The following is a 17,792-nucleotide window of genomic DNA, read 5'->3' on the forward strand; positions in this document are numbered from 1 at the left end:
GTGATCCACTTTTTGCACATGCCGCGAATTGTACACTTTGACATTCCTTCAGACAATCCAGAACTAGCACAGAAATTCTATCATGAAGTATTTGGATGGGAGTTTAACAAATGGGATGGTCCCATGGAATATTGGATGATAAAGACAGGAGACGACAAACAAGCTGGAATTAATGGAGGTCTTGCGAGAAGAATGCCAGGACAGATAGGCATGACAAATACAATAGATGTTCCTTCCATAGATGAATACACCAGCAAAATTATATCAAAAGGTGGTCAAGTACACACACCAAAGTTTCCAATTCCAGGAGTTGGGCACTTGGCGATATGTGCGGACATTGATGGAAATATCTTTGGAATCATTCAGATGGATATTAGTGCAAAATAAAATTGTCAAACAGTTATTTTTACCAGTAATTTCGCAACATTAAAGCCAATCTTTTTTACTTGTTCCTCTTGTTTTTTGTCTTGCAATGTTCCATCGGCATGGAATACTTCATGGGCTTTTGCTATTGCAATCTGATCCGGGATTACAATTACACCAATATTTTCAAGAATTGCACGTACATGAACCATCCCACGAAGACCTCCAAGACCCCCTGGAGATGCACTCATTATTCCTGCAACCTTGCCCTTGAAACAAGCCAGAGGCTCTTCGCCTTCAACGGGTCTAGATACCCAATCAATTGTATTTTTGAGAACACCTGAGATAGAGCTGTTGTACTCTGGTGATGAAATCAAAAATCCCTGATGTGACAACATCAAGTCCTTGAGCTTGCGTGCATTAGATGGAAGACCTTGCTGCTGTTCCAAATCTCCGTCATAAAGTGGCATTGCAAAATCTCGAAGATCAATTACAGTAACATCTGCACCACCCTCCATTGCACCACCTGTTGCAATTTTGACTAGTTTTTTATTAAACGAATCAGTGCGAGTGCTTCCAGCAAATGCAAGAATTTTTGGTTTTACCAATTATAGTTTGACGTGATTATAGTTTAACAAGTTTTCTTTTGTATTATCAGACATTCATTTGAGGCGTTCTTTAAATAACAATTTCATCTTTCACAAAGAGTTGAAGGCTGTAATCATCAGAAAGCATGGTGGACCAGAGGTCTTGTCGTATGAAGAAATTCCAGATCCTGTTCCTAAAAAAGGGCATGCTCTAGTCAAGGTAAATTATTGCGCAGTGAATCACTTGGATATTTGGGTGAGAAATGGAATTCCTGGCAAGACAGTATCATTTCCACACATTCTTGGTTGCGATGTTAGTGGTACTTTGATAGAGGGATTTGGAGGTCTCAAAAAGGATGACAAGGTGATAATATATCCAGCAGTTGACAGCAATGTTGCACGAGTATCTTTTGGAATCATCGGAGGGTTTGGAAGATATGAAGGTGGTTATGCTGAAATCATCCAGATTCCAAAAAAAAACATAATAAAAAAACCAAGTTGGTTCTCAGATCAAGAGGCTGCTTCAATTAATATCTCATATCTTACAGCGTGGAACATGTTAGAGAAATCAAGATGTAAAAAAGATGACATTGTTTTGATCTGGGGTGCAAACAGTGGAGTTGGCTCGGCTGCAATCTTGCTTGCAAAAGCAAAGGGTCTGAAGACCATTGCTATTGCATCTGACAAGAACAAGGTAGAATTTGCAAAAAAACTTGGGGCAGACTTTGTCATAGATAGAAATGCCAAAGATGTAACATCTGAGGTTCTAAAGTTTACAGATCAGGTAGGAGTGGATATTGTAATTGATCACGTTGGAGCACAGACATGGCCCACAAGCCTCGAAGTCCTCAAGGTAAAGGGGAGAATGATTGCATGTGGAACCACGACTGGAGGAGAAGCAGTGGTAAACATCAGATCATTTTATAGTAAAGAGGCTCAGATAATTGGTGCATATTTGGGATCAAAATCACAGCTTGTTGCATTACATAAATTCATGAAATTAAAAAAAATCAAACCCATAATTGATAGCATATTTGATCTAAAGGATGCCAAACTTGCACAGCAAAAGATGGAAAAAAGCAACCAGTTTGGAAAAATTTTGTTGCAAGTATCTAGCTGACAAATTTTCTGCATTCACAATCAAGGACAAGACAAGTTTCACTGTGTCTTATGTGGTCATCTAGTCCATGACCACAATTGACATTTTTGCACGTATACCTACTTTTTTCCCTCTCTACAACCTTACGGGCAATTTGATTTGCTTTTTCTTTTGAATATCCCTTTTTGTCAATGTAATAGTGAACTACCCTATTGTAGAGTTCATTAGGATCAAAGATATGACTCATTGATAGAAAATAACGTCCTCCAAACTATTAGTTCTTTAGTTGGCCTGTGCTTCTCGTTCACGCAATATATTCAAAGCAGAGCCTGCCTGGAACCATTTTATCTGAAAGTCATTGTAGGAATGCTTTAGCATGATCTCATCTTTTGTACCATCTTTATGGTATAACACACATCCGATATTTTTTCCAGGTTGCATTTGAGATAAATCCAGTATGCTTATTTTATCAGTTTCCTGGACTTTATCATAATCAGATGAATTGACAAAAGTGAGTGCTAGTACTCCTTGTTTTTTTAGATTTGTTTCATGTATGCGTGCAAAACTTCGTGCAATAACTGCCGCACATCCAAGATATCTCGGAGACATGGCAGCGTGTTCTCTACTGCTTCCTTCCCCATAATTATTGTCACCTATTACAATCCACTTGAGATTCTTCTCTTTGTATTGTCTTGCTATAACTGGAAATGATTCAGTATTCCCATTTAGCAGATTCTTTCCCTTACCAACATCGTTTGTAAATGCATTGACTGCACCAAGGAATATGTTGTCACTAATTTTGTCAATATGTCCGCGTAATGATAACCATGCACCTGCTGGAGATATGTGATCTGTTGTGCATTTACCTTTTGCCTTTAGTAAAAGTGGCAAATCCACAAAATCTTTACCATCCCATTTCATAAATGGAGCTAGTTTTTGCAATCTCCCACTTGAAGGATTTATGGCAACTTCTACATCATCAGGGTTTGTAGCAGGTGGAACATAGATTTGACCTATGTTTGAAAATCCCTTTGTTGGTACCTCTGGTGCTTTTTTTGGCGGTTCTAGCATGAACTCTTTTCCGTCAGAACCCTTTAGAGTATCTTTTAGCGGATTAAATGATAATCGACCGCCAAGAGCAAGAGCTACAATCAACTCAGGACTGCCCATAAAGGCCATTGTCTCCCTCCTACCATCATTACGTCCGGGAAAATTTCGGTTAAATGAGGTAATGATAGTATTTGGTTCTCCAGGTTTTATCTCTGGCCTATTCCATTGTCCTATGCATGGTCCACATGCATTAGCTAATACGGTCGCACCAATCTCATTTAGAGTGTGCATCTGTCCATCTCGTTCAATCGTCGCTCTAATTTGTTCAGAACCTGGTGTTACAAGGAGCGGGATCCTTACATTCATTCCATGTGATTTTGCTTGCTCTGCAATAGACGCGGCTCTTGTCATGTCTTCATAAGATGAATTTGTACAACTGCCGATAAGAGCTACAGAAATACTATCAAGATATTTGTTCTTCTTGACATCTTCCGCAAGTGCAGATATTGGTCTTGCAAGATCTGGTGTGTGAGGACCTGCGATGTATGGCTCTAGTGTAGATAGATCAATCTCTATCACTTTATCAAAATATTTTTCTGGATTTTGTTCAACTTCGGGATCTGCAACAAGAATATCTCGATGCTTGTTTGCAAGATCTGCAATTTGTTCACGATTAGTAGACTTGAGATAAACTTCCATTCTGTCATCATATGGAAATACGGAACATGTCGCACCAATTTCTGCACCCATGTTTGTTATTGTGGCTTTTCCAGTACAACTAATTGATTTGGTACCAGGTCCAAAGTATTCTACTATGGCATTTGTTCCACCAGATACTGTAAGCTTCCATGCTACATACAATATGATATCTTTTGGTGCAACCCATCCATTCAGCTCCCCTTTGAGGTGTATACCAATTCTTTTAGGATACAATAGTTCCCATGGAAAACCTGCCATTACTTCTGTTGCATCAAGTCCGCCCACTCCAACAGCAAGCATGCCCAGACCGCCTGCATTTGGCGTATGTGAATCAGTTCCAATCATTAGTCCACCAGGAAAGGCATAGTTTTCAAGTACGACTTGGTGGATAATTCCTGCACCGGGTTTCCAGAATCCTATTCCATATTTTCTTGAGGATGATTCAAGGAATTTGTATACTTCGCTGTTTTCATCTAGTGCAACTTTAATGTCTACATCTCCATTAACTTTGGCTCTAATGAGATGATCACAGTGAACAGTTGTTGGAAGTGTACTTCGCTTTAGACCTGATTGCATGAATTGCAGAATTACCATTTGACCTGTAACATCTTGTAATGCAACTCTATCTGGTCGTAGAAGCGAGTAGCTTTTACCCGGTTCTAGATCTTTTGCACTCTCCATATCATCAAGATGGCCAACAAGAATTTTTTCAGTCAGAGTAAGCGGCCTATTGACTAGTTTTTTATATTTTGAAATGTTCTCTTCAATTTTTTTGTAAACCTTTGAAACTAGTTCTGGAGTTGTCTCTATTTCCATCACAATAACAATATACAATCAATTCGAATTTAATATAAACGGTATAACTACTTTTTATTTTAGATCATTTTAGTAATAATTATTTCACATCTTCCATGTTGAAACGTACTATATTAGAAGAAATTCTGATTATAGAGTCTTTTTTGAACTTGTATTGTTTTTTCTCATCTATTTTTGTCCATAGGTACAAATTTGCAGGTTCATCTTTTGCCTCATAATACGTCTTCATGTCAGATTCTGAGGAATCCCACTTGCCATCTAACTCACACCTGATGAACTCAATATATGTAATCTTCATTTGCTTGTAACCTCACATATTTACTATATGTCAATTTCTTCCACAAGATCTCTCATTTTACCACTATCCATTTTATTTTGCAAGTCTTTGAGGGCAGTTTTTACTTCAGATTTATTTTCACCAAGCGTTTTTGTTAGCTCGATTAAAGATGAAGGCGTATTCCTCATCATGGTATACACAATTTTTCTTTCCATGTCTGAAAAGTTTTCCTTGCCAATTTGATGAATTTTGTGCAATATTATTTGTCGAATAACTTTCAAATCATTAATTCTACCCTGCAGGTTTTCGATTTCTTCATCCATTTCTGCTAGGTTATTTCTAAGACTCCAAAGTGCAAGGCTAGGATCATTTGAGATTTGTTTGAATCTATTCTCAAATAACTTTTGAGATCTGTTGTCATGTATTTTTTCTTCATAGTCTATAGTAAATTCGTCTTCTGAAAGGGAAATTGATAGATTAAATGATGAATTTAGACGATAGTACTTTCTGTCAGGTGCTCCGAATTTACTTTTCTCACCATATGTGCTAACAAAACCAGTGTCTTCCAGTGTTTGCATATGGCGCAGCATGGCCTGCTGTCCAATTCCTATTTGTTTTGAAACTTGGTTAAAATACATCGATTCATTAGAAAGAGTGGATAGAATATCTCTCCTAGCCTTGTTTCCAAGTACGTGGAAAATTGAGTCTATTTGATTGTGCATGCCAATAAAAAGAAAAAGGAATTACATATCCATTCCGGACATGTCCCCCCCTGGGCCTCCATAACCTCCAGGTTTTGGTATTTCTCTTGATTTTGATGCCGCAATCACATCATCGATTCGTAATATCATACAAGCAGTCTCTGTTGCTGCACTTATGACCTGTTCTTTGACAGCAAGTGGCTCATAGATGTCTCTTGTAGATAGATCACCGACCTTTGCGGCGGTGACATCAATTCCATAGATTGCCTTACCGGAAGCACTCTTGGAACGCAAATCCACTTGAGTGTCAAGTGGATCCATTCCTGTATTTTCTGCCAAGACTAGTGGTATGGTTTCTATTCCATCTGCAAACTTTTGTGCAGCCAGCTGTGCCCTACCCTCAAGAGTGTTAGCCCATTCTCTTATCTTGTAAGCAACATGTGCCTCAGGGGCACCTCCGCCTACAACAATTTTGGGATAAACAACTGCATCCTTTACTGCCATCAGTGCATCATGAACAGATCTCTCTGCTTCATCCACTATTCTTTGAGAACCCCCTCGTACAAGAATGCTCACAGCTTTTGGATTTTTGCATTCTTCCACAAATACCCATCTATCTGTCTCAACAAGTCTTTCTTCTACTAGGTTAGCAGCTCCAAGATCGTTGGCAGTAAGTTCTGTTACATTTGAAACAATTCGTGCTCCTGTTGCTTTTGCAAGTTTTGTCATATCGCTTTCTTTTATTCTTCGTACTGCCAAGATTCCAGCCTTTTGCAGATAGTGTTGTGCCATGTCATCAATTCCTTTCTGGCACAAAACGACATTTGCACCAGACTGGGTTATTTTGTCAGTCATTTTCTTTATCATCTTGTTCTCTTCATCAATGAATAGTTGCATCTGGTCTGGAGAATTGATGTTAATCTTTGCATCAAACTCTGTCTTTTCTATTTCCAATGGTGCATTGAGAAGTACAATCTTGGCATTCTCAATCCTCTTTGGCATTGCACCATGTACAACTTCCTTGTCAAGAACAATTCCTTGGATGAGTTTTGTGTCCCGGATTGAACCTCCGCTCTTTTTTTCAACCTTGATGTTGTCAATATCTACTCTGTATTTGTCTCCTGATTTTTCTGCAACTGCCAAGATTGAATCCACTACTACATCAGCTAGTTCGGATGAGTTTGTTGAAACTAGCTTTGATGCAAGTGTAGTGGTAGCAATCTTCTTCAAATATTTCTTGTCTCGTGGGTCAATCAGGGTTGCTATTTGTCTTAGCACCTCTATTGCTTTCTCAGATGCTTTCTTGAAGCCGTCTACGACCAGCGTAGGATGAACATTCTTGGTCACAAGATCTTCTGCTTTTTCTAGTAGTGCACCTGCAAGAACTACAGTTGATGTAGTACCATCTCCCACTTCATTGTCAGTAGCTTTGCTTATCTCTACCATCATCTTAGCTGCAGGGTGCTGTACATCAATCTCCTTTAGGATTGTTGCACCATCATTTGTAATGGTGACATCCCCAAGAGTGTCTACCAGCATCTTGTCCATGCCTCTTGGACCAAGACTGGTTCGTACCAGCTCTGAAACTAGTTTTGCTGCTTGGATATTGTTTCTTTGGGCATCATTTCCCTTTGTTTGCGTTGATCCTTCCTTTAGAAGGATGATTGGAGTTTGTTGTGTTGGTAACGTCATATTGTATCACGTTGGTCACATAATGTGTGTAAGGAATATTTTAATTTTACGACAAATGTGTTTTAGAAAGATTGGTTCGATCCAATAAATTGTAGGAGAGTAGGAGAATTGTGAATCGTGGATCGAACCTGGATCTATTACATTTTTAAAAATTTATTTTTTATGGATAATTGATCCATCTATTTTTCAACTTTCAAATAATTTGAAATGTGTTTTAATTTTTTTATGTGATAAACCATATTTGAAAAAATAATTTTAAACAGAATAAAAATCATGATAAAAAAAATTATGTAAAATTTTAAATATTTGAAAGTAGATTATATTGTCATGGCGGAAAAGTCAAGACAGATGACTTGAAAACCGCGTGACCCAGCAGAGTACAACTGTGGACATCGGCGCAGCGGCGTCCTGATGCTTGGGAGGGAATCTCCCCGTGTTCTGCTAATGGGTCACGCCATTTAATTTTAATAAACCTCATATTTTGATAGTAATTTCATAGATGAAATTGGTAGATTGTTTTAATGCTAGTGTATTGAATAATTATTACGATTAATAATTTTTACATCACATAAGTATACTGATTATCAAAAAAAGAAAAGACGGTTTATTCCACCGTCACTATCTTTCCTTTAGGACTATCCTCTTCCTTTAACTTGAATTTCATTTCAAGTATTCCATTAGCATATGTAGCCATGACAGAATTTTCATCGATTTTTTGTCTTATTGGTATTTTGGCATGATATTTTCTTTCTCCATGCTCTGCATCGATATTGATTATACTTCCAACCACCTCTATCTTGATATCTTTCTTTTCTATTCCAGGCATCTCTGCGACAACCTTCAAAATCTTTTCCTTACCATCTACGATTGTGTCAACGAATGGTTCCCTGTTTTCTGCAGTTGGAAGAAGGCTTGGTCGTACGTTTCCATATTCCCTTACCACGGGTTTACCATCAGGTCCCCTCGCTAAGGAATAACCATAGTAATACGGACCAAATGTTCGCATGTTGGATGAGTTTCTTAGTTCATACCACATGTCTCCAATCTCTCTGAATGGTCTAGTCATTCTTTGGAAGAGGTCATCAAATTCATCGATCTCGAACATATGATTCCACCTTATGACTAATTGTCATTACTCCAATATTAATTTTATTACAAAATGTAATATAGATGACAATTAACAAAAATTAGTGGATTTTTCCTAGCAGATACATCAGTGTAGGCCAACAGTAACTCCATACAAGTTTCCATGTTGACTATGACCAGAAATAATATTGTTTCATTATTTTCAACAATTTTTTACACATATCACGAATCCAAGTTTGACGCTCAATATTTTCTAATTTTTTTGTTACAAAAAATATGACCATTTGTAATGCATGTCAGATCATAAATAACTCTAAAACACCATTTTAATAACATAAAATCAATATGAACAGTCAACACCATCCCCATTAATCATAATAATATCAAATTAAATTTAAAAAATCAGTGGGCCATGCTAAATGATGCTGACATATGCGAGTGTATCAACTCTTTGATTTTTTTACAATTAAGACATTTCTGTTTTAGAGGCCCATTGCAATTCATGCATATTTCGATAGATGCTAATTCATCACCACATTTTCTACATAGTGTTTCCAAATTTGAAACCCCCATTATTTTTAAAATGATAAATCCAAAATATAATTTTTATTGTACATTTATTCTAATTTAATATGCGGATCTAGATAACATAGTCTAATCTCAGTCCTATTCTATAAGATCCAAATTCTTCAAGGATAAGGTACAATAAACCTATCATCAGATGGAATCAGAGATCATCCAATTAACAAACCTAGTTCTTCTGTTTAATCAGATTTACAAAGTATTTGTGAAGAGAAATGTCCCCGGTAAGCTCGGGATGAAATGCAGTGCCTATGACGTTTCCTTGTTTTACTGCAATTATTTTTTCATTAAACTTTGAGAGTATTTCCACATCTTTTCCTGTTTCTATGATAGATGGTGCACGAATAAACACACCATGAAACTTGGAGACGCCAATTTTATCCATCGATATTTCAGATTCAAATGAATCTTTTTGTCTGCCAAAAGCATTTCGTTCTATTTTGATGTCAAGAAAATCCAATAGTGGTTGGTCCATTTCACCAACTACTCTATCTTTTGCTTTTTTTGAGAGCATTATCATACCTGCACATATTCCAAACACAGGCATTCCACTTGCAATTTTTTCTTTAATTTTTTTCAATGAACCATTGACTAGAGAAAGTGTGCCTATCACAGTGCTTTCTCCACCAGGTATAATCAGCCCATCAAGATCAGATATTTGTTCAGGAGTTTTAACCTCAGTCACAATACCTTCCATACCTAGTTCTTCAATTGCCATCTTTGTAGCCAGTATGTTCTCTGCAACATCTCCCTGAACTGCCAAAATTCCTACATTTATTCCGCCGCTCATGCTGTACTACCACGTTCTTGCATTCTAAGCTCAAGGTTCTTTGTATCTAATCCCAGCATGGATTGTCTTTCATCAATCATTTTTTGTGCTTCTTTTACTTTATCCGGATCTTCCCAGAAAGTTGTTGCCAAGACTATTGCTTGTGCTCTCTCTTTTGCATCGTCAGCTTTGAATATTCCAGATCCTACAAATACTCCATCACAGCCCAAAGTCATCAAATATGCAGCATCGGCAGGAGTTGAAATTCCTCCTGCTGCAAAGTTTACAACTGGCAATCTGCCCAAACTTGCAGTCTCTTCCACAATAGAGTAAGAAACTTTCAATTCTCTTGCAACACTGATCAAGTCTTGTTCATCACCAGCATCATAGATTGATTTTATACGTCTCAGTTCAGTGTTTACATTTTTAATATGAATGACTGCTTCTGCAACATTACCAGTACCAGGTTCTCCTTTTGTTCTAATCATTGCCGCACCTTCCTCTATTCTTCGAAGAGCTTCACCAAGATTTCGTGCACCATTTACAAATGGGCTTGTGAAATCCCATTTCCATATGTGGTGGTTTTCATCTGCAGGGGTTAGAACTTCTGATTCATCTATCATATCCACATTTGTTTCTTGCAGAACCATTGCCTCGTATACATGACCTATTCTACATTTTGCCATGACAGGAATTGTTACAGAATCAATAATCTCTTGAATAATTCTAATACTTGCAGTCCTTGCAACGCCGCCAGCTTTTCTAACGTCAGATGGAAGTTTATCTAAAACCATCACTGCTACTGCACCAGCATCTTCTGCAATCTGGGCTTGTTCAACGGTAGTAACATCCATCACAACTCCATTTTTGAGCATGTGCGCAAAACCACGTTTTAGAGTAGAAGTTCCGCGTGTTGTACCAAACGATCCTATCTTTTCTTTGATTATCCCTTTGGCATTACCCAAATCACCAGCGAGTGGAATCATGAGATTTGATCGCTCCTTAGGCTATTTATTTTGTTATTTCTGCAATCACGGAATCTAGATTGCTTTGCACCTCAGTTATCAAGGGAGGAATGAATTTCTGAGTAGAATTTTGGTCGGGCCACTGGATATTGATAGATTTGCCATCCAGTGTGACTTGTAACCCAAATTTTTCATACTCGTTTAGATCACTTTTTACTGGATATGATGTTGTCGGGATTTCCATAAATCCAGTCTCTTTTATTAGTGCAGTTAGTCTTTTGACCTCATCTTTTGACAATTGATACTGTTTATCAGGTTCAGAATAACCATTCTTTGTGAGACTATAGGTAGTTTGACCATCATTTGAGATTGTTAGAACTTCTGCTGTATCAGCACCAATGCTTTGCGTAAGACCAAATGATATTTTTTTGAGGTGCTCTTTACTGTATTCTATTGATATAACATCATCAGAATTGACTGCAACATTTGGGATTTCGGGTCGAAGAAGTGTAGGAACCACAATGAAAAGTGCAGCAAGAACCGGTATTGCTCCCAATAGTATGATTATAGGACGAACCAATTTTCACTCTCCAAGTGACTCTGATCTATATTATGCATGTAACTGATCAAAAGATGAAAATCATAATGTGTTGTTTTCTTGCAGTCCAATGCTCAAAATGAGTTACAATGGTACCAATAAATCTTCAGAAGTCAAGTAAATTAAAATTCAAGTGTATTTATGTCCATTACGTGGGGTCGTAGCCTAGCCTGGTATGGCGACAGTTTAGATCACATGATCACCGCTAAGGGCTCCAGTGGTTTCACAAGCTTCACTGACGCAAGGATGATGTACAGTTTGGAGCTGTAGTGACCCGTGTGTCGCCGGTTCAATTCCGGTCGGCCCCACCATCCGATCTCTGTTTGACCGAACAGTTATAAGGAAAAAGAGACCTAGTAATCATACTAGGGAGAGTGTGATTTGAGTTTTACAATACCAAAAATACATGGAGGTAGTCAGGATTGAGTAGAGGTAATTTTCCAACATTTGGCGCCTCCAAAACTGGAACTTTTGTTTCCACCTTGAAAAACTATAATCTGCCGCCTTTTATTTTAGAAAAAATTGCTGCAGACTGCAAATCAGATCTGGTCAGAAAAGGCAGAATTGAAGAACGCCTGCAAAGCATGAATGATTCTGCTCTTGAACTTTTGCACAAGGTTTTTGTTGATTGTCACGAAGATTCCGCTGGCACATATGCCAACTATCGATTTTTTGCATACATCTCAAGCATGTTCCACAAGTGTGAAATTTTGTTAAACGAAAAAATTCCAGGCCATTCTGGCAAGATCTACAAAGTACCCATCGCAGTGAAAAACAATGGCATGTACATTGCAGTTGGTTTCAACAAATCTTCGGGCGGTCCAACAACAAAAAGAGAGGCCGTAAAATTTTATGAGATGGTTGATGACATAAAGAAAGGAGAGCATGGAAATCAGCTTTCAGAAGGAGTTTTCGGATCTTCTGTCGGGTTTGATGGGGAAGCACTTGTCACATTAGAAAAGCTAAGTACAACAAGAAAGAAAGATCCGCAAAATAAGATAGATTTCAAGACAGCTAGTTTTCAAGACAGAATATATTCTGTCACAAAGTGCTAGTGCTTCTTTTTAGCGGGACAGAATTTTATGTGTACTTGTTTTTCCACAGTCAATGTAGTTTCATTTTCATGAAATAGTTTTGTACTACAGTCAGGACAGACGAATTCTGGCATAAAAAATCTCCAAGGCACTTACTTATAGTCTTTTAGGGTTTAGACAAAAACTATTGTATTATGATCGTAAACTGGAAGTATCTATAGTTGCAAACAGAGCAACTTTTTCTGTTTGTTTATAATCTACATCATAGTGTTCAAAGGGCAACGATGCAAAGAGATGTTTGTCCCATATATCATGTACTAGTTCCTTGTAGTTTTTGTATCCTTTTTTCCTCAGGAATTCATGAGCAAGTTCATGAGAAACCTTTGGACAATTAGTCTCCATTAGAAATGTTAAATCATTTTTTTGTGGACTCTTGCTCCATAAAACCATGCCAAAATTCTCTGCAAAATATCCCTCACATGTACAATCAGTCCAAAGCGGCCTAAAATAAGTCAGATAAAAATGAAAAATATCCCTTCCCCTATCAGCGTGGTCTTCAAGCAATGTAGGAGTATCAATAATTCGTAATCGTCCACCAGATCGTACAATCATCTCATCTACTTGAATGTCAACTTTTTGTGAAAAAGTCTTTTCAATCCAAACCTTGTAAAAATGTGCCATCTTTGTGACGTATTCAAATTCCCATTTTTTATTGTCCACATCCTCTTCTTTTACCAAGAAAATGAAATGAAGAATCATATAATGAAAAAATCATGACGCGATTAAAAGTTCTTTGCATAAAAAATTAGGATACCCTATGATGTAGGGTTCAAAAATATGGGTAAAGATTTCTCCACAGAGACTTAGCTTTGACCTTCTATTCCCATCAGGGTCAGAGTTGAACGAATCTTCTCTATTTTACGAATTTTCCAAGTGATGATTTCCCTTAATGCTTCCACTGTTGGAGATTCAATCTTGGCCAATATATCGTAGGCCCCAAAGGTACCGTGAACTTCCTTGACTCCGTTAATTGCTTTCAGTTGTGAGATGATAGATTCTTCAGAGCCAAGTTCACAATTTATTAGCACATATGCAGTTGCCATAGTATACCTATACAATGCAAATATATCAATAGATCTGTTTTCTCATGTAAATCAAGAATTATATCATTGTTGAAAATAGAACCTCTTTTCTGCATAAAATCTCAAGAATCCTTTTGATTGTAGACATTTTTAGAAGATTTAGGAAAAAAGAATGTTCCCCGGTTCTGACTCACATAGAGTCATTGGTACTATTAGCCTAATCCTCATCTTGTTCTATTACCGGGGTGCCCTGTAGCACGGCTGGGTGGACCAAAAATCATATTTCATCATCCCAGTCCGTCTGCGTGCATTTGGGGCGATATGATTATTTTCTAGTCAAATATTAATCCAGTGAGCTTCATTTCAAATCCAGATATAGAAGTTCTCAGCTTGAAATTGTCAGCAATTTTAGGATCAACTTCTCCTATAGTTCCAAGTTTCTTGCCAGATATTACAATATTACCAGTTCGTCCATCAACAAACATGTGTTCTTTTTGTGCAATTGTTTCACAGGTTAGATTAAAACCAATTTTTAGAAGGGATTGAAGAACAGATTTTATTTCTGTAAAGTTTGCATCCTTGTGTGCATCAAGGCAAGCAAGATGAACCACTTCTCTGATTGAAGAACCTTTTTCGAATACTGTTCCTATCTCAAAGATCTTTTGAGGATATGATTCATGGATATTTCTTGACAAGACTTCCATCATACCAGGAAGAAGTACATCACGAAGAATCATGTGTTCTTGGCTTTTTGAATCTGCGACAGATATTTTTTTAGACGAATCTCGATTGGTTTTTTCATACAAAATTTCTTTGCCAGTAAGCTCAAAGTTCATTACTTCAGTATATCCAAGACCAACCATGAGTGAACGAATAATTTCAAGTGACTTTGTGATATCATTTCTTTCTCCTGCAGAGACAGATTCAGGCATCGTAGGTACTAGATTTTGAATTCCATACCCAAGTGCTACCTCTTCAACCAGATCCATCACTCCAAAAATATCTGTCCTATATCGTGGAATTGTACAAATGATTTTTTTCCCTTTCATTCTTGCATCCAGTCGACTCTTTTTTAGGGACTTTATCATAAGAGAACTAGATATGTCAATTCCGAGCGTTTTGTTTACTAGTTCTGGTTCAAGTATCAGATCTCGTGGTTTTAATGATGGTGTGAAATTGTTTGCTCCAGTTATTCTTACAGAAAAAAGTTGAAAGCCAGCTACCTGTAAAGCATTTGCAAGAACTGCAAGCACTCCCTCTGCCGCATTTTTATCGGTTGCAGTAACCTCTACAAGTAAATTCCTAGTCTTGTTGTTAATTTCCGTGAGTCTTGAGTTAATTATTGGTGGAAAAGAGACTGTATTTCCCACAGAATCAATTAGCATAGGAACTTTATCTTTTCCTTCCAAGATGTGTTCATATTTTTTTCCTGCATCTGTTTTTTCAAGCATTTCTTTAATTGTCATTGATACATCAGATTCAAGAGAAATGAAATTATGGTTTTTTGCTACCGTTTTGTAATATAATGGAAATTTTATTTTGTCAAGATCGTGAATTCCAATTGATGTTTTCTTTCTTCTTCTCCCTAGTCCATTATGAAGATCTTCCTGCATTGTAATTATTTGCCTTATTGTTTCATCATTTAGAACACCATTTCTTGCCTCAATCGCTGTAACATAGGGCCGCACCTTTGAAACAGATGCATCTGCCTTTATTGCATTTTTTCCACTCTTGATTTTCAACCTAGGCATTCCGAGTTTTATTTCAAGTAGTCCTTGGAGACCTGTGATTATTCCGTAATCAGTGGAATAGTCAGGCCTGTTTGGACTGTATTCTACATTGATGTGATTGCTTGTTTCTTCTTCAACATCTAATCCAATAAATGGTAAAGTATCCACAATCTTTGTTTTTGGAATTTTCTTTCCCAGAATCTTGCTTATTCTGTCAAAGTATAACGTGACTACGGGCATTTTGGTACACTCCTTAGCCAACTAAACTTGTTTTCATACAAATCGCGTACATCATCAAGACCAAACTTGAGCATTGCAATTCGTTCTATCCCTCCACCCCAAGCAAGTACGGGATTTTTAATTCCCAGTGGTTTTGTTACCTCTGGTCTGAACATACCCATTCCAAACAACTCTACCCATTTTCCAAGATTCTCATTGTATATCATTGATTGTAGTGATGGTTCCGTATATGGAAAGAACGTAGGCCAAAATTTTATCTTCTTTATTCCCATTTTGTGATAAAATTCTGTCTGCAATCCCATCAGGTCTCTCAGTGTTACATTTTTGCCCGTTACAACTCCTTCAACCTGATGAAATTCGGCTAGATGTTTGTAGCTTAGTTTTTCATTTCGAAATACTTTACCTATTGAGAAGAGTCTTGCCTCATCATATTGGTGGTCTGCAAGGGCACGAATTGTTATACATGTAGTATGCGTTCGCAGCACAAGCCTTTTTGCTTCCTGGTTTTGCCATTGATAATTCCAGCCCTTCTTGTGTTCTTGTGAGATTTTCCTTATTTGATCTGGTTTTGCTACTGTACCTGCAATGGTATCATGTAGGTAAAATGTATCTTGCATTTCTCTTGCAGGATGATCTTGTGGGGTAAACAGAGCATCAAAGTTCCAAAAGCTAGACTGGATGTTATTTCCAATTATTTCAGAAAATCCCAGCCCAACAAATATCTCGCGCACTTCGTCTATGACATCTCTTAACGGATGACTACGTGCAGCAAATACAGGAGGAGCAGAGGCTTGTACATCAATAGCCCTTGTAACTTTTACTTCTGAATCAGGCACAGATACAATCTCAGATATACTTGTAAGATCAATTTCATTAGGAACGTTTTTGGTTGTTTCCAGTCCTTGTTCGGTAAGACCAACCAAGACAGATTTTTTTGAAGCAAGAACTACAAACTCGGGTCTTTTTTTCAGAGATTCTAGCGCACTCTTATCTTCTAATTCATCTGCAGATACCCCTGCAGGAGTTTTAGATGATATGATTTTGATAATTTTTTCTTCAGCTGTGGAATCATGATATCCCTTTAACATGAGCCTATTTTGGTAAATTTCAATCCAACCATTCTTCTTTGCATTTGCAATAGCAGGGCCAAATTCATTTTTTAGGTAATTTTTTGCGTCATCAAGTTCACAAGAATATCCATCTAATGACTTTAGATAGTTTACAAGTTGTCTTTCTGGCAATCCCTTTTCTAGTGCCTCACTACCTCTCTTTCCTAATGTTACAACAGTTTTCTCCGATTCAGATACATTGACTAGATTTTTGAATTTGAGCCATTCAATGCCGCGTCTTATTTGGTCTAGGGAAAGTTGTGTAGTAGTAGCAAGATCCTCCGGCGTCAGGTTTTTCTTTTCAGACAATGTCTTGAGAATTTTTTGCTCGATTGGATGCAGAATTTGCGACATTATCACAAAAAGCCAAAAAGACTTTTTAAAGTATGCTTTTTGGGGTTTAAAATAGAAAAATTATTGGTTTTTATTTATTTTCTACACTTGTTAGTAATTTCATTTTTCCATCATAGAATATCAAACCTGCTTGTGGATTCGTATGATTACTGAACATGAATGGAATATGGTTTGTAGGACATGGTGGAGAAGATACGAGTATGTGTAACAACTCATGTGCATTATCTGAAAACTTGGCATCAGTCCAATAGTATTGGAAGTTCTCAGGACTGCTAGTACATGGAATAGGCAATCCTCCTCTAAACCCTGTTGGAAATAAGGTAAAGGTTACATCATGAAATGAAATTTGTGGTGAGTTAAAGTAAGCGTCATGAGAATAATTTGGTGTCTCAAAATAATATACTTGATTTCCCAAAGTGACTACACCTGTATCATTTTTCAAGTACGCCATTGGATGTGGTTGTGGCACATTTGTTACCATAAAGAAAAATGTTAGAGTCATAACAATAATTACGCCAATTCCTGCTCCAGTAATTATCAAAAGATGGGGAGTTTTCATTTCCTAACCCTTATTACATATACCGAAATTGCAACTGTTATTCCTCCAACAATACTACCAATTCCTATTACAGTTAACCAAGAATTATTCTCATTGTCATGTGGTATCAATGAGTTCCTTGGAGGACCTGTCAATCCAAGTTGTTTTTCAAGTAATCCTTGTTTTAGTACAGATGAGTTTTGACCACAACCATAACATTGTGCTTCTATAGGAAGAACGGTAGAAAACAGAGGAGCTGTTGTCATTACAATGATTGCAAGATGTAGAGTTTTCAAAATATGTTATTCTTCAACTTTCAAACTTTAAAAAACTGGCGTAGATTCTTGCTGTAACTTTCTTCTAAGAAATACAAAATTGTCAGATTTACCATAAAGACTTTTTAAACCTAAACCTAACTGAA

18 protein-coding genes are annotated in these 17,792 nt (G+C 37.2%); 3 read left to right on the forward strand and 15 right to left on the reverse strand.

Translation table 11 applies throughout. From position 1 onward, the window contains the following. Nucleotides 1-18 precede the first annotated feature (18 nt). A complete protein-coding gene (locus BQ3481_RS06905) occupies nt 19-387 on the forward strand; it encodes a VOC family protein (protein ID WP_157927617.1) in 369 nt (122 codons plus the stop codon). A 5-nt stretch (nt 388-392) separates the two neighbouring features. Here the strand turns inward: BQ3481_RS06905 and BQ3481_RS06910 are convergent, their stop codons facing one another. After that, complete coding sequence (locus tag BQ3481_RS06910; RefSeq protein WP_157927618.1) at nt 393-971, reverse strand: NADPH-dependent FMN reductase; 579 nt, start codon at nt 969-971, stop codon at nt 393-395. A 100-nt stretch (nt 972-1,071) separates the two neighbouring features. Here BQ3481_RS06910 and BQ3481_RS06915 point away from each other — a divergent pair, with 100 nt between their 5' ends. Then, nucleotides 1,072-2,070, forward strand: a complete 999-nt coding sequence (locus BQ3481_RS06915) for a zinc-binding dehydrogenase (protein ID WP_157927619.1) — start codon at nt 1,072-1,074, stop codon at nt 2,068-2,070. Nucleotides 2,071-2,331: 261 nt separating this feature from the next. Here BQ3481_RS06915 and BQ3481_RS06925 read toward each other — a convergent pair whose 3' ends face one another. The 8 genes from BQ3481_RS06925 to BQ3481_RS06960 all read right to left on the reverse strand — a co-directional run bounded on the left by BQ3481_RS06925 (nt 2,332) and on the right by BQ3481_RS06960 (nt 11,266). Further along, nucleotides 2,332-4,614: an aconitate hydratase gene (locus BQ3481_RS06925; protein WP_157928504.1), complete on the reverse strand. Its 2,283-nt coding sequence runs from the start codon at nt 4,612-4,614 to the stop codon at nt 2,332-2,334. A gap of 79 nt (nt 4,615-4,693) precedes the next feature. Next, complete coding sequence (locus tag BQ3481_RS06930) at nt 4,694-4,912, reverse strand: hypothetical protein (protein WP_157927621.1); 219 nt, start codon at nt 4,910-4,912, stop codon at nt 4,694-4,696. A 23-nt stretch (nt 4,913-4,935) separates the two neighbouring features. Next, nucleotides 4,936-5,613, reverse strand: coding sequence for an ArsR/SmtB family transcription factor (locus BQ3481_RS06935; protein ID WP_157927622.1), 678 nt, complete (start codon nt 5,611-5,613; stop codon nt 4,936-4,938). A gap of 21 nt (nt 5,614-5,634) precedes the next feature. Continuing rightward, the gene (thsB, locus tag BQ3481_RS06940) at nt 5,635-7,284 is read right to left on the reverse strand and encodes a thermosome subunit beta (protein ID WP_157927623.1); all 1,650 of its coding nucleotides are present in this window, start codon (nt 7,282-7,284) and stop codon (nt 5,635-5,637) included. 604 nt (nt 7,285-7,888) lie between these two features. Then, complete coding sequence (hsp20, locus tag BQ3481_RS06945) at nt 7,889-8,389, reverse strand: archaeal heat shock protein Hsp20 (protein ID WP_157927624.1); 501 nt, start codon at nt 8,387-8,389, stop codon at nt 7,889-7,891. A 732-nt stretch (nt 8,390-9,121) separates the two neighbouring features. Continuing rightward, nucleotides 9,122-9,742: a pyridoxal 5'-phosphate synthase glutaminase subunit PdxT gene (pdxT, locus tag BQ3481_RS06950; RefSeq protein WP_157927625.1), complete on the reverse strand. Its 621-nt coding sequence runs from the start codon at nt 9,740-9,742 to the stop codon at nt 9,122-9,124. Further along, nucleotides 9,739-10,707 carry a pyridoxal 5'-phosphate synthase lyase subunit PdxS gene (gene pdxS / locus BQ3481_RS06955; RefSeq protein WP_157927626.1) on the reverse strand — a complete coding sequence of 323 codons (969 nt, stop codon included), beginning with the start codon at nt 10,705-10,707 and terminating at the stop codon, nt 9,739-9,741. Before pdxS ends, pdxT begins: the two co-directional genes overlap by 4 nt. A gap of 25 nt (nt 10,708-10,732) precedes the next feature. Next, complete coding sequence (locus BQ3481_RS06960) at nt 10,733-11,266, reverse strand: hypothetical protein (protein WP_157927627.1); 534 nt, start codon at nt 11,264-11,266, stop codon at nt 10,733-10,735. A 440-nt stretch (nt 11,267-11,706) separates the two neighbouring features. On the opposite strand from BQ3481_RS06960, the gene BQ3481_RS06965 reads away from it, so the two are divergent. After that, nucleotides 11,707-12,339, forward strand: a complete 633-nt coding sequence (locus tag BQ3481_RS06965; RefSeq protein WP_157927628.1) for a hypothetical protein — start codon at nt 11,707-11,709, stop codon at nt 12,337-12,339. A 171-nt stretch (nt 12,340-12,510) separates the two neighbouring features. On the opposite strand, the gene BQ3481_RS06970 is transcribed toward BQ3481_RS06965, so the two are convergent. From BQ3481_RS06970 to BQ3481_RS06995, 6 genes are all read right to left on the reverse strand, one after another. Beyond that, nucleotides 12,511-13,056, reverse strand: a complete 546-nt coding sequence (locus BQ3481_RS06970; protein ID WP_320410688.1) for a hypothetical protein — start codon at nt 13,054-13,056, stop codon at nt 12,511-12,513. 125 nt (nt 13,057-13,181) lie between these two features. After that, nucleotides 13,182-13,421 (reverse strand): Lrp/AsnC family transcriptional regulator, encoded by a 240-nt coding sequence (locus BQ3481_RS06975; RefSeq protein ID WP_101009471.1) that lies wholly within the window; start codon nt 13,419-13,421, stop codon nt 13,182-13,184. A gap of 311 nt (nt 13,422-13,732) precedes the next feature. Next, entirely contained in the window at nt 13,733-15,370 is a 1,638-nt protein-coding gene (gene pheT, locus BQ3481_RS06980) for a phenylalanine--tRNA ligase subunit beta (RefSeq protein ID WP_157927630.1), read from the reverse strand. Continuing rightward, complete coding sequence (gene pheS / locus BQ3481_RS06985) at nt 15,361-16,833, reverse strand: phenylalanine--tRNA ligase subunit alpha (RefSeq protein WP_157927631.1); 1,473 nt, start codon at nt 16,831-16,833, stop codon at nt 15,361-15,363. Before pheS ends, pheT begins: the two co-directional genes overlap by 10 nt. Nucleotides 16,834-16,903: 70 nt before the next feature. After that, the gene (locus tag BQ3481_RS06990; RefSeq protein WP_157927632.1) at nt 16,904-17,392 is read right to left on the reverse strand and encodes a hypothetical protein; all 489 of its coding nucleotides are present in this window, start codon (nt 17,390-17,392) and stop codon (nt 16,904-16,906) included. Next, nucleotides 17,389-17,667 carry a hypothetical protein gene (locus BQ3481_RS06995; RefSeq protein WP_157927633.1) on the reverse strand — a complete coding sequence of 93 codons (279 nt, stop codon included), beginning with the start codon at nt 17,665-17,667 and terminating at the stop codon, nt 17,389-17,391. The genes BQ3481_RS06990 and BQ3481_RS06995 overlap by 4 nt, the downstream gene beginning before the upstream one ends. Nucleotides 17,668-17,792: the final 125 nt, after the last annotated feature.

The organism is Candidatus Nitrosotalea okcheonensis (assembly GCF_900177045.1).
Taxonomy (GTDB): domain Archaea; phylum Thermoproteota; class Nitrososphaeria; order Nitrososphaerales; family Nitrosopumilaceae; genus Nitrosotalea; species Nitrosotalea okcheonensis.